This window comes from Faecalibacterium longum, from assembly GCF_040094125.1.
GTDB classification, from domain to species: domain Bacteria; phylum Bacillota; class Clostridia; order Oscillospirales; family Ruminococcaceae; genus Faecalibacterium; species Faecalibacterium longum.
Genome location: NZ_JBBNIH010000154.1, coordinates 42,601 through 64,932 on the forward strand (window position 1 = coordinate 42,601; position 22,332 = coordinate 64,932).

Annotated in this window: 19 protein-coding genes and 1 pseudogene; 10 read left to right on the top strand and 10 right to left on the bottom strand. The window is 59.7% G+C overall.

Features of this window, described 5'->3' with window-relative positions; translation table 11 throughout:
• Position 1 precedes the first annotated feature (1 nt).
• The 5 genes from AAAU26_RS09660 to AAAU26_RS09680 form a co-directional block, all read right to left on the bottom strand.
• On the bottom strand, positions 2–862 hold the full coding sequence (locus AAAU26_RS09660; RefSeq protein WP_227618706.1) for a sugar phosphate isomerase/epimerase family protein: 861 nt from the start codon (positions 860–862) through the stop codon (positions 2–4).
• Positions 863–889: 27 nt separating this feature from the next.
• Positions 890–1,969, bottom strand: coding sequence for a Gfo/Idh/MocA family protein (locus tag AAAU26_RS09665; protein ID WP_158396239.1), 1,080 nt, complete (start codon positions 1,967–1,969; stop codon positions 890–892).
• Positions 1,970–2,261: 292 nt separating this feature from the next.
• The gene (locus AAAU26_RS09670; RefSeq protein WP_227618705.1) at positions 2,262–2,987 is read right to left on the bottom strand and encodes a FadR/GntR family transcriptional regulator; all 726 of its coding nucleotides are present in this window, start codon (positions 2,985–2,987) and stop codon (positions 2,262–2,264) included.
• Between the two features lie 14 nt (positions 2,988–3,001).
• Positions 3,002–4,156 carry a 23S rRNA (uracil(1939)-C(5))-methyltransferase RlmD gene (rlmD, locus tag AAAU26_RS09675; protein ID WP_227618704.1) on the bottom strand — a complete coding sequence of 385 codons (1,155 nt, stop codon included), beginning with the start codon at positions 4,154–4,156 and terminating at the stop codon, positions 3,002–3,004.
• Between the two features lie 137 nt (positions 4,157–4,293).
• Positions 4,294–4,716: a BlaI/MecI/CopY family transcriptional regulator gene (locus tag AAAU26_RS09680; protein ID WP_207676910.1), complete on the bottom strand. Its 423-nt coding sequence runs from the start codon at positions 4,714–4,716 to the stop codon at positions 4,294–4,296.
• Positions 4,717–5,039: 323 nt separating this feature from the next.
• Between AAAU26_RS09680 and serC the strand changes: the two genes are divergently transcribed.
• The 4 genes from serC to AAAU26_RS09700 all read left to right on the top strand — a co-directional run bounded on the left by serC (position 5,040) and on the right by AAAU26_RS09700 (position 9,948).
• Positions 5,040–6,122 carry a 3-phosphoserine/phosphohydroxythreonine transaminase gene (serC, locus tag AAAU26_RS09685; protein ID WP_227618703.1) on the top strand — a complete coding sequence of 361 codons (1,083 nt, stop codon included), beginning with the start codon at positions 5,040–5,042 and terminating at the stop codon, positions 6,120–6,122.
• Positions 6,123–6,149: 27 nt separating this feature from the next.
• Positions 6,150–7,310, top strand: coding sequence for a phosphoglycerate dehydrogenase (locus AAAU26_RS09690; RefSeq protein ID WP_227618702.1), 1,161 nt, complete (start codon positions 6,150–6,152; stop codon positions 7,308–7,310).
• 179 nt (positions 7,311–7,489) lie between these two features.
• Positions 7,490–8,428: a hypothetical protein gene (locus tag AAAU26_RS09695; RefSeq protein ID WP_227618701.1), complete on the top strand. Its 939-nt coding sequence runs from the start codon at positions 7,490–7,492 to the stop codon at positions 8,426–8,428.
• Positions 8,429–8,712: 284 nt separating this feature from the next.
• Positions 8,713–9,948 (top strand): hypothetical protein, encoded by a 1,236-nt coding sequence (locus AAAU26_RS09700; RefSeq protein WP_158396252.1) that lies wholly within the window; start codon positions 8,713–8,715, stop codon positions 9,946–9,948.
• 44 nt (positions 9,949–9,992) lie between these two features.
• On the opposite strand, the gene AAAU26_RS09705 is transcribed toward AAAU26_RS09700, so the two are convergent.
• The 5 genes from AAAU26_RS09705 to AAAU26_RS09725 all read right to left on the bottom strand — a co-directional run bounded on the left by AAAU26_RS09705 (position 9,993) and on the right by AAAU26_RS09725 (position 15,429).
• Positions 9,993–10,748 (bottom strand): J domain-containing protein, encoded by a 756-nt coding sequence (locus AAAU26_RS09705; RefSeq protein WP_158396255.1) that lies wholly within the window; start codon positions 10,746–10,748, stop codon positions 9,993–9,995.
• Positions 10,749–10,866: 118 nt separating this feature from the next.
• Positions 10,867–11,703 carry a DUF5685 family protein gene (locus tag AAAU26_RS09710; RefSeq protein WP_227618700.1) on the bottom strand — a complete coding sequence of 279 codons (837 nt, stop codon included), beginning with the start codon at positions 11,701–11,703 and terminating at the stop codon, positions 10,867–10,869.
• Positions 11,704–11,706: 3 nt separating this feature from the next.
• Positions 11,707–12,102, bottom strand: coding sequence for a hypothetical protein (locus AAAU26_RS09715; protein WP_207676915.1), 396 nt, complete (start codon positions 12,100–12,102; stop codon positions 11,707–11,709).
• Positions 12,103–12,238: 136 nt separating this feature from the next.
• Positions 12,239–14,626, bottom strand: a complete 2,388-nt coding sequence (locus AAAU26_RS09720) for a glycoside hydrolase family 2 protein (protein ID WP_227618699.1) — start codon at positions 14,624–14,626, stop codon at positions 12,239–12,241.
• Positions 14,627–14,808: 182 nt separating this feature from the next.
• Complete coding sequence (locus AAAU26_RS09725; protein ID WP_149793627.1) at positions 14,809–15,429, bottom strand: flavodoxin family protein; 621 nt, start codon at positions 15,427–15,429, stop codon at positions 14,809–14,811.
• 155 nt (positions 15,430–15,584) lie between these two features.
• Between AAAU26_RS09725 and rsmD the strand changes: the two are divergent.
• From rsmD to AAAU26_RS09755, 6 genes and pseudogenes are all read left to right on the top strand, one after another.
• Positions 15,585–16,169 (top strand): annotated as a pseudogene (gene rsmD / locus AAAU26_RS09730) (16S rRNA (guanine(966)-N(2))-methyltransferase RsmD); the annotation flags it as partial.
• Positions 16,169–16,630 carry an ATP synthase subunit B family protein gene (locus AAAU26_RS09735; protein WP_158396263.1) on the top strand — a complete coding sequence of 154 codons (462 nt, stop codon included), beginning with the start codon at positions 16,169–16,171 and terminating at the stop codon, positions 16,628–16,630. The pseudogene rsmD and the gene AAAU26_RS09735, both read left to right, overlap by 1 nt.
• 240 nt (positions 16,631–16,870) lie before the next feature.
• Positions 16,871–17,839, top strand: coding sequence for a 16S rRNA (cytosine(1402)-N(4))-methyltransferase RsmH (gene rsmH / locus AAAU26_RS09740; protein WP_158400172.1), 969 nt, complete (start codon positions 16,871–16,873; stop codon positions 17,837–17,839).
• Positions 17,840–17,881: 42 nt separating this feature from the next.
• Positions 17,882–18,373 carry a cell division protein FtsL gene (locus tag AAAU26_RS09745; protein WP_149793630.1) on the top strand — a complete coding sequence of 164 codons (492 nt, stop codon included), beginning with the start codon at positions 17,882–17,884 and terminating at the stop codon, positions 18,371–18,373.
• A 60-nt stretch (positions 18,374–18,433) separates the two neighbouring features.
• A complete protein-coding gene (locus AAAU26_RS09750) occupies positions 18,434–20,947 on the top strand; it encodes a penicillin-binding transpeptidase domain-containing protein (RefSeq protein ID WP_227618698.1) in 2,514 nt (837 codons plus the stop codon).
• Positions 20,948–20,958: 11 nt separating this feature from the next.
• Complete coding sequence (locus tag AAAU26_RS09755; RefSeq protein WP_227618697.1) at positions 20,959–22,332, top strand: UDP-N-acetylmuramoyl-tripeptide--D-alanyl-D-alanine ligase; 1,374 nt, start codon at positions 20,959–20,961, stop codon at positions 22,330–22,332.

A 22,332-nucleotide genomic window follows, 5' to 3' on the forward strand; every position in this document is an offset into this window, starting at 1 on the left:
CTTACAGGCACTGGTTCTTTTCCAGTGCGGCATAGGTCGTACGATAGGCGTTCTCGATGACCCACTCAGGGGTCTTGGCCCAGTATTCGGGGCGGAAGGTCTCCACCGAGACCATGCCGTCGTAGCCGCAGCATTTCAGGGTCTGCAAAAAGCTGTCGGTGTCCACGACGCCGGTGCCGGCAAAGCAGCGCTTGTCCTGCCCCATCTCGCTTTCGGGGACGTCGTCGGCGCTCATCAGGTGGACGGCAAAGATCTTTTCGGGCTGCACGTTTTTGATGGCGCTGAAATCGTTGCAGTGACCGTTGAGGTGGATGTTGTAGGAATCGAACACGAAGCCTGCATTGTCCTCGTCCACGGCCCGCACGATGTGGTCGGCGGCCTCGATGCTGCGCACACAGCTCTTGCGCAGGCCAACCAGCTCGAAGCAGAGCTTCATGCCGTAGGGCCGGGCCAGCGCCGAGAGCTTTTTCAGGATGCGGATGCACTCCTGCTCTGCGGCGGCTGCATCACCGGTGAACACCCCGCTGGGGTCGAGGGGCGGCACGATGATGACGTAGCCGCTGCCGATGGCGCTGCCCACCTCACAGGCCAGCTTGAAGTCCTGCATGGCGGGGTCATCCCAGTCGGGCGTTTCGTCCGGCAGCATCCCCTGATGCAAGTAGACGGCGTTGATGGCGTGGGGTTTGAGCCGATGCGTTTCGAAAAATTCCTTGAGCTGCTCTACCGTGTGCTCCTTGAGCCAGCCCCGGAGCAGATCGAGTCGTATTTCGATGTAATCGAAGCCGGCTTTCTCGCAGAGGGCGAGATCCTTTTCCAGAGTAGAGCAGTCGCGGGCGCAGGCTTCATTATAAGAGGTCTTCATAAGCAGCAGCACTCCTTTTTGCCCATCTCAGCGGATGGGGAATTTGATGACGGAGTTGGTCTGGGTGCTGCGGTAGATGGCCTCGAACAGCTCCACGGTCTTGCGGCCGTCCCGGGCGTCCACCAGGGGCTTAGTGTGGGTCTCCACGGCGTGGAGAAAGTCCTTGATCTGCTCCTGATGGTAGTAGTACATGGAGTCCACGCTGTTGAAGAAGTCGCAGTCGCCCTTCTTCCAGTCCTCCAGCTTGTCGGCCTCGCCCTCAACGGTCCACAGGTCGTTGTAAGGCGGCTCGGTGATGGTGGACATACCGGCGATGAACATTGCGCCGCCGTCGGTCTGGACGCCCACGCCTGCACCGTTCTCGCCGAAGACGTGTACCTTGCCGTAGAGGGCGGGGTTCTGGCTGTTGCTGACCACGATGTTGCCCACGGCGCCGCTCTTGAATTTGACGACGGCCACGGCGGTATCTTCCACTTCGATGTAGGGGTGGTTCAGATTCTTCCAGACGCCGTATACTTCATCGACGTCGCCCATGTACCACAGCAGCAGGTCGAGCTGATGGGGTGCCTGGTTGACCAGAACGCCGCCGCCTTCGCCCTTCCAGGTGCCGCGCCATGCGTCGCTGTCGTAGTAGGCCTTATCACGCCAGCCCAGCATGGTGACCATGCCCAGCACCGGCTTGCCGATCTTGCCAGCCTCGATGGCTTCGTGGATGCGCATACAAGGGCGGTAGAAGCGGCGCTGCACCATCGTGCCGATGGTGACGTGGTTCTTGTCGCCTGCCTCGATAATGCGGTCGCAGTCAGCGAGGCTGGAAGCCAGAGGCTTCTCGATGAGGACGTTGCAGCCGTTCTCCGCTGCGGTCACAGCGGGGTCGCAGTGGATGGGGTGCGGGGTGCAGACGCTGACGACGTCCAGATGTTCTTTCTGGATCATCTCCGCAATGTCCGAGTAGGCGTGGACATTGTATCGCTCTGCGAAGGCTTTTGCACGCTCCAGATTGGCGTCACACACGGCAGTGAACTCGCTGTTCTCCAGCTGGGCGTATGCCTTTGCATGGAAATCGCCGACCTTTCCGCAGCCGATGATACCGGTTTTCAACTTCATTGTTTTCTCCTTTTCTTGATGCTCTGAACAGGAAAATTGTCGCACGACTTTTTCTGGCTTCATGATACCACTTCTGGATTTTCACAGCAAGTTGTTTCCGAAAGCTTCTACTTTTCCCACATTACGCGATTTTTTGATTGTGCATTTTGCTCAAAAATGAAGGAAAATTTCGTCGCGTGAACGAATTAAATCGAAAATGTAAACTTTTTTGCAAAATCAGTCAGACAACTTTTGCCGCAAAACAGCAGCCTGAAAATCAAAAAAAGAGGTGCCGTAGCACCTCTCTGCAGTGTCATTGTTCCTGATTTTCCAGCTCCCGGTTCCGTGCATCGTAGATCTCTTTGATGGCGGCCCGGTTATAGGAAATGTGCATCGTCATGGCGCTGCGCGCCCCTACGGGGTCGTGCTCGGCGATGGATTTTGTGATGGCGCGGTGGGTGATGATGGTCTCCTGCCGCAGGCGGCGGTGGGTCAGGTTCACGAACATCAGCACCGCAGTCTCGATGATGGAGATGATCTGCTCCACCACCTTGTTTTTGCTGCACCGGGCGATGTAGGTGTGGAAATCGATGTCGTCCTGGATGTAATAGAGGTCATGGTCTATCTTATATTCCACAGTGTCGCACAGGTCTTTCAGATGTTCGATCTCTTCGTCGGTGGCGTTGTAGGCTGCCAGCTCGGCGATGCCCGGCTCCAGGATGAGGCGCAGGTCCACCAGATTCATGGCCAGTGTGACCTTATCTTCTACGTTGCGCAGATTCAGAGGGTCGAGGTCAGTGGGGACGAGGTCTTTTACATAGGTACCGGAGCCGCGCCGCGTCTCGAGGACGTTCCGGGAAACCAGGAGCTTTACGGCTTCCCGCACTGTGCTGCGGCCTACCCCGAACATCTCCGCCAGCTTGAATTCGTTGGGCAGTTTGTCGCCTGCCTTCAGGGGCAGCTTTGTGATGTACTCGTACAGCTGTTCTTCCACCTGCTCAGCCAGCAGGGTGTTCTTGATGCCAGAAAACGATGCCATATCTTTTTCCTCTTTTATTTTATACGAACCAGCGACCCGACCACTTCGCAATGTGCGCTGTGGGGGAACATATCCACCGGCGTGAAGTCTTCGGCGCGGTAGCCTTTCTGGGTCAGGAGAGCGAGGTCGCGGGCCATCGTCTCGGGGTTGCAGCTGACGTAGACGATGCGCTTCGGGGCCATGCGGGCCACGCTCTCGATGAAGGCGGGCGTCGAACCCTCCCGGGGCGGGTCCATGAAGACGACGTCGGCCTTCTGGCCCGCGTCGGCGGCTTCCCGTATCCACGCGGTGGCGTCAGCGGCAAAGAAGCGGGCGTTTTTTACGCCGTTGTGCTTTGCGTTGCCGATGGCGTCCCGGACGGCATCCCGGTTCACTTCCACGCCCACCACCTGCCGGGCCTTGTCAGAGGCCGTCAGGCCGATGGTGCCGATGCCGCAGTAGGCATCGAGGACGACTTCTTTGCCGGTGAGGTGGGCGGCATCGACGGCCAGCCCGTAGAGCACGGCGGTCTGGACGGGGTTCACCTGATAGAAGCTGCGGGGGCTGAGGGCGTAGGTCTTGCCGCAGAGGGTGTCAAGGATGAAGCCCTTGCCGTAGAGGACTTTTTCGTCCTCGCCCAGAACGACGCTGGTGCGGCGGGGATTGTAGTTCTGTACGACGGTGGTGACGGGGACGCCCCGCTTTTCGGCCTCGGACAGCAGGGCTTTCACGAAGTTCTTCGCGCCGGGCAGCACGGGCTGGGCCGTGACCAGCACCACCATCACCTGACCGGTGGCGACGCCCCGGCGGAGCAGGCAGTGGCGGAGCAGGCCGGTGCCTTTGTCCTCGTTGAAGGGCTGGTAGCGGCAGGCGTTGGCGGCCGCGCGGACGGCCAGCATCACCTTGTCCAGTACCTCGTCCTGCAAAAGACAGCTCTCCACCGGAAGCACCTTGTGGGTGCGAGCCGCGTAGATGCCGGAGGTGAGTTTTCCACCGGCAGCGGGGGCAAAGGTGGAAATCACTTTATTGCGGTAGTGGTAGGGCGTTTCCATCCCCCGGATGGGGGAGATGGGGCCGTATTTGCCCAGCAGGGCGCGGACGTCGGCCTCTTTCTTTTTGAGCTGTGCGGCGTATTCGGTGGCCAGCATCGGGCAGCCGCCGCAGTTTTTGGCGCGAAGTTTGCAATCCATTATCATATCCTCCTGAAACCAGACCGCAGGGTCCATTGCCTTACGGATGACAGTGCATTTTCATCCAGTACGAGTTGAGCGGCCTGCCAAGGGCTCCCCTAACAGGGAAGCCGGCGAGCACAGCGAGACTGAGAGATTTAACCGTACGGGTCATACAGGTCATATTCTTCCGATTCTGCGTGCTTTTCGTTCAGTACAGCGATGGCCTGTTCCAGCTCGCTCTGGGAGCAGCCGCTCTCGCTCACCAGCGCCCGCACGGCCTGTGCGAGGTCGCCGCCAAAGACGGTGTCCAGCCGCTGGCGCATGGTGTAGACGCCGTAGGCCCGGCGGGTGACGGTGGGGGCGTAGAGGTTGTGGTTCTGCTCTTTGGTGCAGGTGACCCAGCCCTTCTCTTCCAGCCGGTATAAAAAGTTCAGCACGGTGGCGGCGGCCCAGCCTTTTTCGGCCAGACGCGCACCGATGTCCCGCCGCGACACGGGCGGTTTGCAGTCCCACAGGGCCAGAAGCACCTGTTCCTCCGCCGCCGAAAGGGCTTTCAGCCTGTCCGGAATGCCATACATGGGGGCCATCTCTCCTTTTTGAGTAAAAAACTTAGTTTTACATTTGTCTTAGATACTGACATTGTACCAAAAATCAGGAAAAAGAACAAGAGCAGAAAACCCAGCAGCCATGCGGCTCTCCACTATCTGTTTTACAAATGTCTTTGAAAATGTCCCCTGCACGAGGACATTTGTACGCTTCGTGCGCCCGCCCGGGCTTTGACGGCTCAACTTTGTGCAAAGATGCTCTTGTTTTGCACCCCTCAAAACCATTATACTACGGACAAATCCAGAGCACAACGCCCGAACGGGCCGTCAGATAGAGGAAAAGGAGAGAATCCGTCATGGCACGAGTTTATAATTTCAGCGCAGGTCCCAGCATGTTACCCGAAAAGGTGCTCAAGCAGGCTCAGGCAGAGCTGCTCGAATACGGCGGCAGCGGCCAGAGCGTGATGGAGATGAGCCACCGCAGCAAGTGGTTCGACGCCATCATCACCGACACCGAAGCCACCCTGCGCCGGGTGATGAACATTCCCGATAATTATAAGGTCGGCTTCTTCCAGGGCGGCGCGACCCAGCAGTTCGCCATGGTGCCGCTGAACTTCATGACCACCGGCAAGGCCGACTACATCGTCACCGGCAACTTCTCCAACCTGGCCGCAAAGGAAGCCGCAAAGTTCGGCGAGGCCAAAATCGTCGCGTCCAGCAAGGATAAGAACTTCACCTACATCCCGGACGTGAACGCCATCGACTACGACAAGGATGCAAGCTACATCCACATCTGCCAGAACAACACCATCTTCGGCACCCAGTATGTCGAAGTGCCTCAGGTGGAGGGTGTGCCGCTGGTGGCGGATATGAGCTCCATGATCCTCTCCAAGCCCGTGGACGTCACCAAGTACGGCTGCATCTATTTCGGCGTCCAGAAGAACGTCGCCCCCGCCGGCATGGCCATCGCCATCGTCCGGGACGACCTGCTGGGTCACGCCGCCGACAATGTACCCACCATGATGAACTACACCACCCTGCTGGCCAAGGACAGCATGTACAATACGCCGCCCTGCTGGTGCATCTACATGACCGGTCTGGTGCTCAAGTATCTGGAAAACGACATCGGCGGTCTTGCCAATATGCAGAAGATCAACGAGGCCAAGGCCAAGGTCCTGTACGACTACCTCGATGGTCAGGACTTCTTCAATAATCCTGTGGAGCACCGCTACCGCAGCACCATGAACGTCACCTTCACCAGCCCTGACCCCGACCTCGACAAGAAGTTCTGCGCCGAGGCCGCAGACGCCGGTTTCGTCAACCTGAAGGGCCACCGCCTCGTGGGCGGTATGCGCGCCTCCATCTACAACGCAATGCCAGCCGAGGGCATCGACAAGCTGGTAGACTTCATGGAGAAGTTCCGCAAAGAGAACGCATGAGTTTTTGTGTATAGGAGATAGGAAAGTATGTTCACCATCAAAACCCTGAACGCCATCAGCCCGGTAGGTCTGGCAAAGCTGAACAAAAACCTGTTCGATGTCTCGGTGGACGCCGACGCCCCCGACGGCATCCTTGTCCGCAGCGCCGACCTGCTGAACACCACCTTCAATGACAACCTGCTGGCCATTGCCCGTGCCGGTGCCGGTGTCAACAATATTCCTCTCGACCGGTGCAGTGAGCAGGGCATCGTGGTGTTCAACACTCCCGGTGCCAACGCCAACGCTGTGGCGGAACTGGTCATCGGTATGCTCATCGCGGGCAGCCGCAATGTGGCTGCTGCCGCCCAGTGGACTCAGGGTCTTGCCGGCGACCCCGCCATGGCAAAGAGCGTGGAGAAGGGCAAAAAGCAGTTTGTGGGCAACGAGATCAAGGGCAAGACCCTCGGCGTCATCGGCCTGGGTGCCATTGGTTCCCGCGTCGCCAACTGCGCCATCGAGCTGGGGATGGAGGTGTACGGCTATGACCCCTATATCTCCATTGATGCTGCGTGGAACCTGAGCAGTCAGGTCCGTCACTGCGTCAACCTGAATGATATGCTGCCCCTCTGCGACTACATCACCATCCATGTGCCGTATCTGCCCACCACCAAGGACACCATCAATGCCCAGACGCTGGCCCTCTGCAAGGACGGTGTCAAGCTGCTGAACTACGCTCGCGGTGAGCTGGTGAACACCGACGCCCTGCTGGAAGCCCTTGATACCGGCAAAGTGTCCGGCTACATGACCGACTTCCCCACGGAAGCTCTGCTGGGCCGTCCGGGCGTCATCTGCACGCCTCATCTGGGCGCTTCTACCCCGGAGGCCGAGGACAACTGCGCGGTCATGGCCGCCCAGGAGCTCAACGACTACCTCAAGAACGGCAACATCACCCATTCGGTGAACATGCCCGAGGTGCATCAACCCCGCGCCGGCGGCAAGCGCATCTGCATCATCCACAAGAACGAGCCGGGCATGATCAGCCAGATCACCGCCCTGACCACGGAGGCGGGCCTGAACATCGAGAACATGGTGAACAAGAGCAAGAAGAACATGGCCTACACCATGCTGGACGCCACCGGTGCTGTGAATGATACACTGGCCGCGAAGCTCTCGGCCATCCCCGCCGTCGTCCGGGTGCGCATCCTGTGATGCTGCGATAAAATTTTCTGAGGCCGCTGCCCTGCTGGGGCAGCGGTCTTTTCGTGAGCGGATGCGCTTGAATCCCGTCATTGACCACAGCAGGGATTTGCGGTAAAATCATATCAGCCGGAGTGTCAGCCTGCGCGGCCCGCCCGGCTGAAGATGATGAATACAGGAGGTTTGTCCATATGAAGGCCAAAAGATTGCTTTCGCTGCTTCTCACAGCAGCCCTCATGCTGAGCATGGTGACCCCGGTGCTGGCCGCCTCGGCAGAGACCGAATTGCCCCGCGCCTCTCAGACCCGGCTGGAAGAGACGAATGAAGTCGTCTCCATTCGTCTGCAGGCTGCCGGAAAGCTGGTCTATGGCTCCCCGTTCGAGCTGTCGGTGGTCACCCGCCCGGCGGACGCGCAGTATATCGGCGTGGTGCTGGGCATCAAGGGCGAAGCCAAGGGCTACGTCACCCTCGTGCTCTCCGATAAGCTCCGCACCCTGCTCAAGATGATACCCCTGCCCCGCAAGATGTCCAAGACCCCTGATCAGGTAGAAGAGTTCAATGTCTACGCCTATGTCAAACAGCTCATCGACGGCAACGATGTCAGCGTGCTGCTGGGCGTGGCCGATGAGGTCGTCAAGGTGATGGATACCCTGAAATTCTATATCCCCACCCTGAAAGATATGTCCATGGGCCTGAAGCTCTCTCTCGAGCTCATCCGCCGCCACCTTCCCGAGGGCGCGTTCAGCCGCATCTATCTGGATGAACAGCCCGTGGATTCGGGCAGCTATGTTGCGGGTGCCGTGGCGCTGGAATCCGGCGATTTGAACACCGCCGGTGTGGCCATGTTCAAGATAAAGCCCAAGACCGAGGGCGTCCGCCTCTACTGGGCCGAAGACCTGCCCGCCGGGATGACGCTGGCCGAGGCTGAGGCACACAATGTCGGCGCTCTGCTGGAGTCGGACGGCGTGGTGGTCGATAATGCCAAGGTCACCTGTACTTATAAAAAGAAGGGCCTGTTCAGCAGCAAGTCCACGGAGTTCCCGACGCAGCCGGGTATCTACACCCAGACGGCAACAGTTTCCGGTAACTATTCCTGCGAGAAGATCACACGGACCATCGTCATCAGCTAAAGGGTGCTGTTCTGAAAAAAGTAAAATGAAATGAGAGTGCCGCTGCACGAGGAATCGTGCGGTGGCACTCTTTTTTGCGTGTACACACGAAAACAAATTTTGAAAAAAACATACGCAATCTGTTATGTATACTAGTTTATTTCAAATAAAATTGTGCATGATGTATATATAAGAAAAATATCCACGAAAAGATTATGGCAAAAACTACAAAAAACTCTTGAAATGTGTCGGGAAAATGTTTATTATAGAGTCACGGACGAAAAAAATAAAAAGGGGGAATGAAGATGCTGGGGATGATGATGGATTTCCTTCGTGATTCTATAGATCCGGTGTTTGCAAAAGGAATGCTTACGATCTATAACTCTACAACATCGGTGATCATGGGGATTGCTGCAGTCGTGGCAATCGCTCAGCTCTTTCAGGAGAATAAGGATTCGGAGAATGATAAGGAGGAAGAGAAGCCTCTGAAGCGGTGTGCAGGAGAACTGTTTTTGGTAGTTGCAATTATCTTTTTTTGTTACGGAGAATACTGCAAGCTTCACTATTACGAGGTGCCAAACATCAATTTCTACGATAGTTATGAAAAGGTGGAAAATGAGATCTCCGCGCCCGGCAGTATAGCGGACATCGTATATGACGAGGCGGCGAACCAAAGAGAAAATGAGGACGTAGAGGAGAGTGATGGGGAATTCAAGGTGTACGGCATCAACTATGTGCCGGGAAGCCTTATTTATCATCGGATGGGGGAAAAGGTGGACATCATTCTCTATGTAACGTGGGACAAGGGTCGGAAACCCATACCGAAAGCTGAAAAGCTGGACTTCGAATTTGATAGAGAGAAGATCCAACCGTGTGCTGAGGACAAATTCAAGATAACCGCATCCCCCTTTTTGTTTTGCTCCAAGGCAAAATACTTGGGTGACAGCAGCGATATGGTGCTGTATAACTACTATGACCTTAGCAAGCATCAGGTAATCATATCGCTTCTGGATGCCGAAACGCGGAAAATTGTACAGATGAAACGAGGGCAGTTATCGAAACCGATGGTGTTTGAAAAATTGCAGCCCGGGATATACTACTATGCGGTAGAAGCGGACGGTTACAGTCCCTATGTTTCACCCTACTCCCTTCAAGTTGTAGCCGGAGGAAAAAAGGACGGATGGGAAGGAGCTTATGTTTCCATGCGGGAGACAAAAGAAGAGTCGGAGGACGAGGAATTCCGGGTGCTCGTATGGGCGGGAGACGATTATCCTCTGCCGAATACAAAGCTGAAAGCCTACATAGAGCACCCAAATGAATTGGAGGAAGAAAAGGAAAATTTCTATAAAATGGCCACAGATGAAAATGGATTTTTGTTTTTTGAAGAGGACCTCATGAACGGAGCAAGGCCGATAGAGAGGAGATACCAACTTTATTGGAACAGGTGGATGCTGCTTAGCTATGAAGATGAATCTCGGGATTCTGCTGTTGAGGTCGAAGTGAAGGATGGCCTCGGAATTGCGAGACTGGCCGAACGCTAAAAAACGAAGGAGCACTGCATTAGCAATGCTCCTTCGTTTTTTAGTTACATCCGGAACCGCCAGCCCCAGCCGCCGCCACAGCAGCAGTTGCAGAGCAGATTGAGCAAAATCATGCTCCAGCACCAGCGCATCAGCCCGCCGGGCTGGGCGTAGGTGGTCTGGGTGCGGTAGGTCTGGCCGGGATTCTGCATCCGGCGCAGGTGCATCTGGTACTCGGTGTTATTGGGGTCCAGCTGAACGGCGCGGCGGGCGTCCTGCAGCGCGTCGATGCTGTTGCCGAGGCCCTGATTGGCCAGCGAGGAGAGGTAGTACCACCGCGCTGAGCGGCTGTTCATGCTGTCCAGCACCCGGCGGGCCTCAGCGTAGCGGCCATTGGCCACAAAGTTGCGGGCCGCCTGCATCTCGGGGCTGTCAGAGCCGGAGTAGCTGGCCCCGCTCTGCTGCTGGTAGCCGCCAAAACCAAATCCGAAACCAAACGGGTCGAACCCGAAGCCGAAATCGCCCTGCTGCCAGCCGTTCTGGCTGTAGCCCTGATCGTATCCCTGCTGGTAGCCGCCCTGATAATAACCCTGCTGGCCGTAGCCGTAACCGCCGCCGGGCTGTCCGCCCATCTGGGGGCCGGTGTCGCCCTTGGTGATGGCGTCGTAAGCTGCCTGCACCTCTTTGAAGTGCTCTTCGGCGGTGGGGTCGTTGGGGTTCAGGTCGGGGTGCCAGCGCTTGCACTTGGCACGGTAGGCTTTCTTTATCTCGTCGTCGGTTGCGCCGCGCTGGATGCCCAGCACCTCATAGGGATCTCTCATGGGTCTACTTCCTCACGTCTCTCAGGCCATGCGCGGCCTTTTCGTTCCATACAATATTACAGTCTACAGGACAGTGCCTGCAAAATCAAGACAAAATCCGCCTTTTGGGCGGAATTGGTTACTTTTTCTGGGCCTCTTTGGCCTGTTTGCAGTTGTATTTGAGCCACACGCCGGAATACAGGATGTTCCGCAGAAGGTCCGAGTCCTCCACGCAGGGCAGACGCTCGAAGCTTCTGGCGCACCGGGCTAACAGCAGCTCGAAGATGTCCCGCATCTCTTCCTCGTAGCCGGGCTGACGGCTGAGGGAGCGCAGCGGATTGTATGCGCCCTTTTTCTCGTCCCGTGCCAGGTCATCGTAGGCGTCCAGCAGGTAGATGAATTTGCCCAGATGGAAGCCGATGCTCCGCAGCTCCGGCGACCAGTGGTCCTGCTTGTAGTCGAACAGCTCGGCCATCAGCTCGCCGAAGCAGCCCGACACAGCGTCAAGGTCCTCGCTGCCGTCGGCTTCCAGCTGAGTCAGCTGGTCGAGGCAGGTGCGGATGGCATTGCACTGTCGGGGCCAGCGCTGTGCGACGGTCTGAGCGGGGGAGTCCAGCAGCTTTTCGAAGCCGAGGCCCAGCAGGCTGTGGTCGTCGTTCCATTTATCGGCGGCGTTGTAGTAGTGGAGCGCCACGCTCATATCGGCGCAGTAGTCGGTGGGGCCGCTGTGCCGCCAATTTATCTTCCGGATGGGGTGGATGGGGCAGTGGCCGCTGCCGGTGACGCACTCGCTCTCACCCTCGTAGAGGCTGGAAAGCAGCAGATCCAAGAACGTCAAATCGTAACTCAGCGTCAGACGGCCCCGCAGGCCGTGGAGCGCACCGATGCGGCGGCAGAGGCCGCAGTAGGCCGTGCGGTAACGGGCCTTGGCCTCGTCGTCCAGCGCGGCCTGATTCGGGATGACATATCCAAACATACGTTAGCTCTTCTTGATGAACTGGGTGCCGCAGCGGGGGCAGGAGATCTGGATGCGGCCCCGGCCCCGGGGAACGCGCAGCTTCTGGCGGCACTGGGGGCAGCGGTAATAGTGGTAGAGTCTGCGGTTGTCCCACTGGTCCTTCAGGCCGCTGAACTTATTGCGGATGCGGTCCTTCACGGCGTAGTATTTATAATTTTCTTCGGTGCGCTTGGAGATGTTGCGGCTGAACATCCGGTAGTAGCAGAAGCCCAGCAGCACCACGCCAACGTACAGCAGCAGCGGCAGACGGGTGAGGATATAGACCAGGATCAGCACGAGAGAGGCGATGTTCAAAAACTGGTTCAGACCATCGGTGCCGTAGCGGCCTATCATGAACTGGCGTATCTTTTCTTTCATAAACGTCCTTCCTCATAAAAGAGGGGCGGGTGCGCCGCCCCTTCTGTATTTTTCTGCTCTCAGGATACCATGCAACCATGAGAAAATTTTGAACAGAGTGCAAACCTATCGTAAAGAGACGGCATTTAAGTGCCGCTCACTCCTCCCGGCAGCGGATGGTGAGGGAAACTTCGGTGTCCAAGGCACCCTCCATCCGGCAGTGGAGCTTGGCCGGGCCGGCCTCGCCGGTGGTGGCGAGATAGGTGCCTGCCATGCCGCCCCGCAGAGGGACGACGCTGGGGCCAAGGATGCGCAGCGGCCCTTCTACGCTCAGCTGAACGGCCTCACCACAGTAGGGCAGGAGGTTGCCGTTCTGGTCGATGGCCCGCAGGCTCACGGCGGCACAGTCCCAGGTGGGGCCGTCGGTCAGGATGGGATTGTGGACGGTGCATTCCAGCCGGACGCTCTGCACCGGCTCCTTCACGACGGTGCGGACGGCCCGGCCATGCCACACGGCCTCGAAGCGGTAAACGGCAGCGGGGCTGCCCAGCACACCGATATATTTGTAGTAAAGCTGCACAAGCTCGTTCCAGCTCAGGCGCAGTGAGTACATCCGCGCCCGGGACAGGGGCGAAAGCTCCATAGAGTCCCGGCGCATCTCGTTGAGGATGGCGGCTACCTGCGGCGCGGCAGTGCGGTCGATGCCCTCGTATTTTTCAAGCAGCAGGCCCACGAAATCGTGTATCTCAATGGGCGGGTGGGGCAGAGCCGCAAAACGGCCCCGGCGGTCGGGGGTGAACTCGGCTACGAAGTCGTTGTCCCGGTAGAGCCGCAGGCTCTCGGCGTTGGTGAACGCCCAGCACGCCCCCGCAAAGCCGCCCGGATGGTCGCCCAGCGCCATGCTGGATGAAATTTCGAGCACGATGTCAGAAGGGGAGCGGGGCGTCTTCTGGCTGGCGTAGACGGCGGCAGAAAGCTTCGGGTTGCGGAACATGTCCATCACACCCTGATAGCTGATGCGGTCGCCGCTGCCGAATTCGCGGTGGGTGTTGTAGTCGGTCATGCACCAGCCGAAGCTGCCCGCCACGCCCTGCTGAGCGATGGTGTCGTTGAGGACGGCGGCGTAGCGCAGGGCCTGCGCCAGGCGGTGGGGCTCGTCGTCGAAGGGCTTGGCCGGGAACTGGGCACCCTCGAATTCGCTGATGAGATAGCCTTTCCGGGTGTCGGGGGTGACGGCGGTGCGGGCCTCGCACCCGACGCCGCGCCCGTGGTAGGAGTAGTCGGCATAGGCGTAAACATCTTCCAGAAGCTGGCTGCGGCGGGTGCTGCGGGTACCAGCCGTGGGGCGGGTGGGGTCGAGGCGGCGCACCGTCTCGTTGGTGCGCTTATAAAAGCTCTCGTCGTCGGCGCTGCCGCTGACCCGCACGCCCCACAAAAAGATGCTGGGGTGGCTGCGGCACTGGCAGACCATCTCGCGGCAGTTCTGCAGAGCCTGCGCTTTCCAGATGTCGTCGCCGACGTGCTGCCAGCCGGGCATCTCCACAAAGACCAAAAGGCCCAGCTCGTCGCAGGCATCGAGGAAGGCGGGGCTGGGGGGCGTGGTGAGGCGCACAGCGTTGCAGCCCAGCTGCTTTTTCAAGAGCTGAGCGTCCAGACGCTGGATGCTGTCGGGCATGGCATAGCCCTGATAGGCGTAGCTCTGGCGGCGGTTGAGGCCCCGCAGCTCCACCCGCTGGCCGTTGAGGTAGAGCCCGCCCGCCACGAACTGCAGAGTACGGAAGCCGAACCGGCAGCTTTTCTCGTCCAGGACCCGGTCGGGCAGGCCGCCGGTGCCGGGACGGATGAGCCGGACGGTCAGGGTGTAGAGGGTGGGGTGCTCGATGCTCCACGGATGGACGCTGTTCAGTGCGCCGGTGATGGGCAGCGACAGCTCGCCGGTGTAGAACGCCCGGCTGCCCGAGGGGCTGCGTATCTCGGCCTGTAACGTGCAGCCGACGGTCTCGCCCACGGTGGCCGTGTAGATGCGGAAATCGCCCTCGGCCTTCGTCTCGATGAAGATGTCCCGCAGGTAGGCGGGCTCTTTCACGTCGAGGCAGACGGCGCGGCAGACGCCGCCGTAGGTCAGAAAGTCCATCTGCCCGCCGAAGGGCGGGATGTTCAAATCTTCGCGGCTGTCGCAGCGGACAGCCACCACGTTCTTCTGACCCAGATGGAGAGCACTGGTCAAATCGACGGTAAAAGCGGTGTAGCCGCAGCTGTGGTGGAACACCCGCCGCCCGTTGCAGAACACCGTGGCGTCATGGGCCACGGCTCCGAAGGTGAGCAGAACGGTGCGGCCCTCCCATTCTTTGGGCGCAAAAAACTCCCGCCGGTAGCCCGAAAGCTTCTGGTAGTCGTTCTCGTTGCAGTAATTGTAGGGCAGGGCCTTGACCGTGTGGGGCAGGCGCACCGGCTCAAGGGTCAGCTCCGGGCATTCCGGCCGCACGATGGCGGGGTCAAAGACCGGGGTGAAGAGCCAGCCGTCGTTCCAATCGTAGTGTTCCATGGCAAATGTTCTCCGTGGCAAAATACTTTAGTTCCTATGCTACCACAAAGTTATGAACGAAAAAAGAATCCGCGCCGGATTTTATCGGTTTCTGAATAAAATTTCAGAAAGAAAGGGCCGCGTTCCCGGCGGGAACGCGGCCCCTTGGAGAAAACCTCTCCGTCAGGCTTTGACTGAGAGGTTTAACGAATAAAATTTGTCATCGGCCGACGGGGGTTCTCCGGGTGCTGGATGCCTGCGGCCTTGCCGGCCTCGATGCACCGGAGCAGCCAGGCCATGTTGCGGCCCAGCTCCTGCATGACGGCGCAGCCTTCGGCGTCCTGCAGCACCTGCTCGGGGTTCGAGCCGTGGACCATGGGCCAGTAGGAGCCGCTCACCAGCGGCATATGGAAGAACTCGGGGTATTTCACCAGCTGATCGAGGGTGGATGTGGTGCCGGCGCGGCGGGCCGAGCAGCAGATGGCGGCGGGCTTGTAGGCCAGATACCTGCCGCCCGCGTAGGCGAGACGGTCCATGAAGCTGGTCATGTTGCCGGAGGCGGAAGCGTAATGCACCGGCGTGCCGAAGACGAAGGCGTCGGCAGTCTTGGCTTTCTCGATGGCCTCGTTGACCACGCCGCCGAAGACGCAGCCCTTGCCGGCAGCACAGCCGCCGCAGCCGATGCAGCCGCCCACGGGCTTTGTGCCGACGTTCAGGATCTCCGTCTCGATGCCGGCGGCGTTCAGCTCCCCGGCGATGAGGCTCAGTGCGGTATAGGTGCAGCCCTTCTCGTGGGGGCTGCCGTTGATGAGCAGGACTTTCATGATAAATACTCTCCTTTTGTACGCCCGAAAAAGCGGCGTTCTGGTATGATTTTAGCACATTCATGACCGTAACGCAACGAATCATGACACTGCCCTTGACAAAGACCGGCGGTATGACGATAATATGAAGTTACGATAACAGGAAAGACCCGAAGGAGGCCAAAACCATGCGAGTCATTGCAGGAGAAGCCCGCGGCAGACGGCTGGAAGCGCTGCCCGGCACGGATATTACCCGCCCCACCCTCGATCAGGTGAAGGAGGCGATGTTCAGCATCGTCCAGTTCGACCTGCCCGGAGCCCGTGTGCTGGACCTGTACGCAGGCAGCGGCCAGCTGGGCATTGAGGCTCTGAGCCGGGGCGCTGCCCGGTGCGTGTTCCTGGACGAGAACCGCGAGGCCGTGAACATCGTCATGAAGAACTGCAAGAACTGCGGCGTCTTCGACCGCAGCCGCGTCAACATCGGCGAAGCGGCCCGCTTCCTCTCGGCCTGCCGGGAGCAGTTCGATCTGGTGCTGCTGGACCCGCCCTTCCACAACGGCACGCTGGAAAATATCCTCCCCATCGTGGATAAGTGCGTCGCCCCCGGCGGCATCGTCATCTGCGAGAGCGAGACGAAACTCGTCCTCCCCGCCGAAGTGGGCGGTTTACAGCTGAAGAAGCAGTATAAGTACGGCAAAGTCCTGCTCTGGAAATATGTGAGACCCATGGCAGACGCCGCAGAGGAAGAAGGAGAAGCGTGATGAACGTCAACGAGCTTTTGGATACCATCGAAGACCTGCTGGAAGAGAGCACCGGAATGCCCCTTTCGGGCGGCAAGCGCATCGTGGATGTGGAACAAATTCGGGACTATCTCGATGACATCCGCGCAAACCTCCCCGTGGAGCTGCGTCAGGCCCAGTCCATCGTCGGCGACCGCGCCCAGCTCATCGAGTCGGCCAACGCGCAGGCACAGGCCATCGTCAAGAAGGCAGAAGAGCGCGCCCGCATCCTCGTGAGCGAGGCCGAGATCGTCCGCGCCGCCCAGCAGCGTGCGTCCGAGATCGTCTCCGCTGCCCAGACCGAGGCCCGCACCGTCCGCCAGACGGTCACGGATTACTGCGATAATATGCTGAAAACCACCGAGGAGACGATGTCTGAGAACGCCGCCCAGGTGAAAAACGTCCGCGCGAACCTGCGCCAGACCCCCCGCCGCGGCGTGTGATGAGCCGCTCCTGACCTGAATACAGTCCCCTGCGAGTAAAAATGACGATTCGCAGGGGCTTTTTTTGTAACATTTTGTAGGAAAAAAGCGCAGGAAAAAACTTGCATTCAGCGTTTCGATTTGCTAAAATAAAATAGAGTCGTCAGGTATCATGACAGAGCAAAAAACGGGACAAACTCCCCGGGAGATGTCCGGCGTATCGGACGGCTCGGAACACGAAACGAAAGGAGGCTGGGCGCGATGACTCAGACAGAAGATTTGGCACAGTTCGACCCGGCCTCGTTTGAGCATATCCCCGTGCTTCTGAACGAGTGCCTCGATGGACTGAACATCGACCCGGCAGGCACTTATCTCGACGGCACGGCAGGCGGCGCGGGACACTCCCGCCAGATCGCCCTCCGGCTGGACGGCGCAAAAGGCGGGCGGCTCGTCTCCCTCGACCAGGACCCCGATGCGGTGCAGACCGCCAGGGCACGGCTGGCCGGGCTCCCGGCCACGGTGGTGCAGATAAACTTCCGCTACGCCGGACAAGCCCTCGAGAGCCTCGGCATCGAGAAGATAAACGGTGCGCTGCTGGACCTCGGCGTTTCCAGCCATCAGCTGGACGACGCGGCCCGGGGCTTTTCGTACCGGGCAGACGCCCCGCTGGATATGCGGATGAGCCAGCAGGGCGAGACGGCGGCAGACCTCGTGAACACCGCCAGCCGGGAAGAGATCTCCCGCATCCTGCGGGACTACGGCGAAGAGCCCTATGCGTGGCAGATCGCCGGCCACATCGTGGAGGCCCGCGAGACGGCCCCCATCGAGACGACTTTGCAGCTGGCCGACATCGTGGCCAGCGCCATGCCGCCTGCGGAGCGGCGCAAGAACAAGAATCCTTCGCGGCGCACGTTTCAGGCGCTGCGTATCGCGGTCAACCACGAGCTGGACGCTCTGGAGGAAGGTCTGGATACCATCTTCGACCACCTTGCCCCGGGCGGAAGGCTGTGTGTGATCACCTTCCATTCGCTGGAAGACCGGCTGGTGAAAAACAAGTTCCGCCGCTGGTCCACCGCCTGCACCTGCCCGCCGGAGTTCCCGGTCTGCGTCTGCGGCGGCAAGGCGAAGGCAAAGCTCATTACCCGGAAGCCCATCGAGGCCGACAAGCAGGAACTGGAGGAGAACCGGCGCAGCCGTTCTGCTCATCTGCGCGTTTTGGAGAAACTCTGAGCCGGATAAGACGCCGCTCAGTGTAAGAGGAGGAGATCAACTATGGGTCAGCCAGCTTATGATATGTCGTCTGAGGTGCGTCGCAGAAAAGCGCCTCAGACTCAGCGCAAGGTCGCACTGCGGGTGGAAAAAGGCGGCAAACGCCGTCTCAGCCCGTTCCAGGCGGCCATGCAGCACGCACTTCAACTGATCTCGATGGCGCTGCTGGCAGGCTTTGCGGTAAGCCTGCTGTGGAGCGAGGCCCAGCTGGTGGAGGTCAACGACCAGATCCAGAAGGCCAAAGCGGAACTCGTGAGCGAGCAGAGCCAGTACACCTACTATAACAGTGTCCTCAACAGCAAGACCAACATCACCAGCGTGGAAGAAGTGGCCGGGCGGCTGGGCCTCATGAAGATGGACCAGAGCCAGCTCACCTACATCCGCCTCGACAGCGACAGCGTACTGGTGCGCAGGGAGTCGGCTGTCCACCAGTGGACGGATTTCCTGCACGACGGTGCCATGACCATTCTGGCTTCCGTCCGCAGCGTAAAATAAGCAAACAGACAGAAAAGCGTGCGGCAGCGCACGCTTTTCTGGTTTCTGCAGGAGAATACCATGCAAAACAAGCCCTCCAACGACCAGCATAAGAACATCTACTACCGCCTCCGCCGCAGCGACCCGCACGAGCGCCTCAGTGCGCGGCTGCGGCATTTCAGCTTCGGCGCGGCGGTATTTTTTGTAGTGGCGGCTGCGGGCATCGTCACCCACAGCCTGTATAACATCCAGATAAAACAGGGCGCGACCTTCCGCCAGTATGCGGCCCAGCAGCAGCTGCTGGACAGCACCATCCAGGCCACCCGCGGCGAGATCTACGATGCCTCCGGCATCACGCTGGCGTCCACCAGCGTAGTATGGACCATCTGGGCCGACCCCAGCTACAGCACGGCCCTCTTCACCAGCCAGACCGTCGAGGAGACGGGTGAGGCTGTCAAGACCGTGGACGAGACGACGCTGGCCGATGTGAGCCGCCAGCTCACCCTGCGGCTGCTCTCCGGCGACGGCGAGAGTCTCGACAGCGTAGATACCTCTTCGGCAGAATATCAGACCCAGTACCAGACCGTCCACGACGCGCTGTCCAAGAACGGGTCGTCCTATCAGGTGCTGGCCACCAAGGTGAACAATGCCGTCAAGCTCTCCATCGAGAAATACATCAGCGAATATAATAAAGATCACGCCAAAGCCAAGACTCTGGAAGACGGCACCGTCATCAAGAAGGGCCGTATCTCCGTCTCTTCGTCCAAGAGTTTCCAGCGCGATTACCCCTACGGCGCGTTCGCCGCATCGGTGCTGGGCTTCTGCAACGGCGACGGCGAGGGCTTCTACGGCCTCGAAAAATCCTACAATGACACCCTCGCGGGCGTCAATGGCCGCACCATCACCCTCCGCAATGCCTACGGCAACGCCATCGCCGACGCCAACGCCACCACTTACGCCGCCAAGGACGGCTCCAATCTGGTACTGTCGCTGGACGTCAATGTGCAGGAGGTCGTGGAGCGCTACCTCAACGAGGCCATCTACGCCAACACGGTCGAGAACCGTGGCGCAGCCATCGTCATGAACGTCAAGACCGGTGCCATCCTTGCTATGGCCTCGAAGCCTGACTTCGACCCCAACGCTCCGCTGGATTTTAGCGAGAACCTGGCCTATCTGAATGAGCAGGTGAACGCAGAACCGGAGATTTACACCATCTACAAGAAAGACGCCAACGGCAACTATCTCCGGGACGAGCAAGGCAAGAAGATACCGGAAGAAGACCCTGACTACACCGGAACCTACCGCGACATCCAGTGGAAGAACAAGACCATCACCGAGCTGTACTACCCCGGAAGCGTCTTCAAGGTCATCACGGCCGCGATGGGTGTGGACTCGGGCAAGGCCACCTATTACACCACCTTCAACTGCTCCGGTGCCTACGGCGTGGCAAAAGAGACGTACCACTGCGCCGGTAAGAAGGCCCACGGCGTCCAGAACCTCGCCGAGGCCCTCCGGAACAGCTGCAACATCTACTTCATCCAGCTGGGTCAGCGGCTGGGTTCCAGCGCCTTCTACGACTACTTCGACGCTTTCGGCTTCACCGAGCGCACCGGCGTGGACCTGCCCAACGAGACGGGCATGATGAAGTATTACACCAAGAGCCAGCTGGGCGAGGTCGAGCTTTCGTCTTCCTCCTTCGGTCAGGCAATGGCTGTGACCCCGCTGCAGGTCTGCACCGCCGTCTCGGCAGCCGTCAACGGCGGCTACCTCGTCACCCCTCATGTGGTGGATAAGATAACCGACCAGAACGGCAACGTCGTCGAGGAGATCGGCGCGAACGTCCGCCGTCAGGTCATCAGCAAGAGCGCCAGCGAGACCATCCGGCAGATCATGGAGTATGAGGTGGGCGACGGCACTACCACCGGCGGCGGTTCCAACGCCTACGTCGCGGGCTACCGCATCGGCGGCAAGTCCGGTACGTCCGAGCAGCTGAACATGGAGCGCCGCGCCGACGGCGACTACAAGAAGGTCGCCTCCTTTGCCGCCGTCCTGCCTGCCAACGACCCCGAAATTCTGGTCTACGTCATGCTGGACGACCCCAATAACGCCCACACCGACTATTCGTCCATTCTGGCTGCGCCTGTGGTCGGCAACATCATCAGTGAGATAGCCCCCTATCTGGGCATTGCCACCGACGGCATCGACCGCAGCCAGAACACCGTCAAGGTGCCGAACCTCGTGGGCAAGGAGTGGAGCAATGCGCAGGTCTCCCTGAATACCAAGGGCCTCAAGCATCAGCTCGTGGAGAGCGAGAGCGACCAGACCGCTGCCGTCGTCACCTACCAGTACCCCCACGCAGGCGCAACGGTGGCCAGCGGCACCACCATCTATCTTTACACCGATACCTACTCCGGCAGCCACACGGAAGTGCCGGACGTCAGCGGCAAGAGTGCCGACTTTGCCCGCCAGATGCTGACCGCCGCCGGCCTGAACTGTCAGGTGGCGGGCGACAGCGCCGGTACCGTGCAGAGCCAGAGCGAGGCCGCCGGCTCCAGCGTCCAGAAAGGCACCGTCGTCACCATCACTTGCGGATAAGGAGATTTATTATGGAAAAAATCGCAGCAGACCTGCTTTTGAAAGGCCTTGCCCCCGAGGGCTTCGCCGACAGCCAGCCCATCGGCCTCGTGACCACCGACAGCCGCGAGGTCTGCCCCGGCTGCATCTTTGTGGCTTTCCCCGGTGAGCGCTTCGACGGCCACGATTTCGCGGCCAAGGCGCTGGAAGAGGGCGCGGCCTATGTCGTCCTCAACCACCCGGTGGAGGGCGTCCCGGCTGAAAAGGCTGTTATCAGCCCCGACAGCTACCACGCCATGATGGTCATGGGCGCGAACTACCGCAGCCAGTTCCACCCGAAGGTGGTGGGCGTCACCGGCAGTGTGGGAAAGACCACCACCAAGCAGATGACCTACGCCGCCATCGCGGGCTTTGGCAATACCATCAAGACCGAGGGCAACCAGAACAATGAGCTGGGCCTGCCCCGCACCATGTTCCGCATCGGCAGGGATACGGAGTACGCTGTCGTCGAGATGGGCATGAGCCACGCCGGTGAGATCGAGCGTCTGGCAAAGTGCGCCCGCCCCGATGTGGGCATCATCACCTGCATCGGCGTGTCCCACATCGGCAATCTGGGCAGTCAGGAGAACATCTGCAAGGCGAAGCTGGAAATCTGCGCCGGCCTTGCCGAGGGTTCGCCCCTCGTGCTCAACGGCGACGACCCCTTCCTGCGCAAAGCCGCTCTGCCCACCCATGTCCGGCCCGTGTGGTTCAGCCTCGGCGACGAGAATGCCGACGTTTGCGCCCTCGATGTCCGGCAGGAGGGCGACGGCATGGCCTTCACCCTCTGCGATAAAAATGCAGGCAGCTATGAGGTGACGATTCCTGCGATGGGACGTCACAATGTGGCGAACGCGCTGGCTGCTTACGCCGCTGCCACCCGTCTGGGCCTCGCGCCCGAGGGCGTCATCGCGGGTCTGGCCGATTTCGAGCAGACCGGTATGCGCCAGAAGGTCGTCCACGCAGGCAGCATGGACGTCATCGAGGACTGCTACAACGCCAACCCCGACAGCATGAAGGCTGCGCTGGCGATGTTCAAAGAGTACCCCTGCAAGCGCCGTTTCGCTCTGCTGGGCGATATGCTGGAACTGGGCGAGATGAGCGCGCCCGCTCATGAAGAGCTGGGCCGTCAGGCCGCAGAGGCCGGGCTGACCGCTCTTGTCACCTACGGCCCCGAGGCCGCACGGACGGCAAAGGCTGCAAAGGACGCGGGCCTCGCCGACGTCGTCCACGCCGAGGATTACCAGCAGGCTGCAGACGCTCTGCTGGCCCGGATGGCCCCGGGCGACGCTCTGCTGGTGAAGGCCAGCCGGGGCATGGCACTGGAAAAGGCGCTGGCCCTGTTTTATCCCGTCTGCGCAAAGTAA

Bases quoted from the DNA above. Each gene is read 5' to 3' on its own strand.
- AAAU26_RS09660 (WP_227618706.1), bottom strand. From the start codon at position 862: ATGAAGACCTCTTATAATGAAGCCTGCGCCCGCGACTGCTCTACTCTG.
- AAAU26_RS09665 (WP_158396239.1), bottom strand. From the start codon at position 1,969: ATGAAGTTGAAAACCGGTATCATCGGCTGCGGAAAGGTCGGCGATTTC.
- AAAU26_RS09670 (WP_227618705.1), bottom strand. From the start codon at position 2,987: ATGGCATCGTTTTCTGGCATCAAGAACACCCTGCTGGCTGAGCAGGTG.
- rlmD (WP_227618704.1), bottom strand. From the start codon at position 4,156: ATGGATTGCAAACTTCGCGCCAAAAACTGCGGCGGCTGCCCGATGCTG.
- AAAU26_RS09680 (WP_207676910.1), bottom strand. From the start codon at position 4,716: ATGTATGGCATTCCGGACAGGCTGAAAGCCCTTTCGGCGGCGGAGGAA.
- serC (WP_227618703.1), top strand. From the start codon at position 5,040: ATGGCACGAGTTTATAATTTCAGCGCAGGTCCCAGCATGTTACCCGAA.
- AAAU26_RS09690 (WP_227618702.1), top strand. From the start codon at position 6,150: ATGTTCACCATCAAAACCCTGAACGCCATCAGCCCGGTAGGTCTGGCA.
- AAAU26_RS09695 (WP_227618701.1), top strand. From the start codon at position 7,490: ATGAAGGCCAAAAGATTGCTTTCGCTGCTTCTCACAGCAGCCCTCATG.
- AAAU26_RS09700 (WP_158396252.1), top strand. From the start codon at position 8,713: ATGCTGGGGATGATGATGGATTTCCTTCGTGATTCTATAGATCCGGTG.
- AAAU26_RS09705 (WP_158396255.1), bottom strand. From the start codon at position 10,748: ATGAGAGATCCCTATGAGGTGCTGGGCATCCAGCGCGGCGCAACCGAC.
- AAAU26_RS09710 (WP_227618700.1), bottom strand. From the start codon at position 11,703: ATGTTTGGATATGTCATCCCGAATCAGGCCGCGCTGGACGACGAGGCC.
- AAAU26_RS09715 (WP_207676915.1), bottom strand. From the start codon at position 12,102: ATGAAAGAAAAGATACGCCAGTTCATGATAGGCCGCTACGGCACCGAT.
- AAAU26_RS09720 (WP_227618699.1), bottom strand. From the start codon at position 14,626: ATGGAACACTACGATTGGAACGACGGCTGGCTCTTCACCCCGGTCTTT.
- AAAU26_RS09725 (WP_149793627.1), bottom strand. From the start codon at position 15,429: ATGAAAGTCCTGCTCATCAACGGCAGCCCCCACGAGAAGGGCTGCACC.
- AAAU26_RS09735 (WP_158396263.1), top strand. From the start codon at position 16,169: ATGAACGTCAACGAGCTTTTGGATACCATCGAAGACCTGCTGGAAGAG.
- rsmH (WP_158400172.1), top strand. From the start codon at position 16,871: ATGACTCAGACAGAAGATTTGGCACAGTTCGACCCGGCCTCGTTTGAG.
- AAAU26_RS09745 (WP_149793630.1), top strand. From the start codon at position 17,882: ATGGGTCAGCCAGCTTATGATATGTCGTCTGAGGTGCGTCGCAGAAAA.
- AAAU26_RS09750 (WP_227618698.1), top strand. From the start codon at position 18,434: ATGCAAAACAAGCCCTCCAACGACCAGCATAAGAACATCTACTACCGC.
- AAAU26_RS09755 (WP_227618697.1), top strand. From the start codon at position 20,959: ATGGAAAAAATCGCAGCAGACCTGCTTTTGAAAGGCCTTGCCCCCGAG.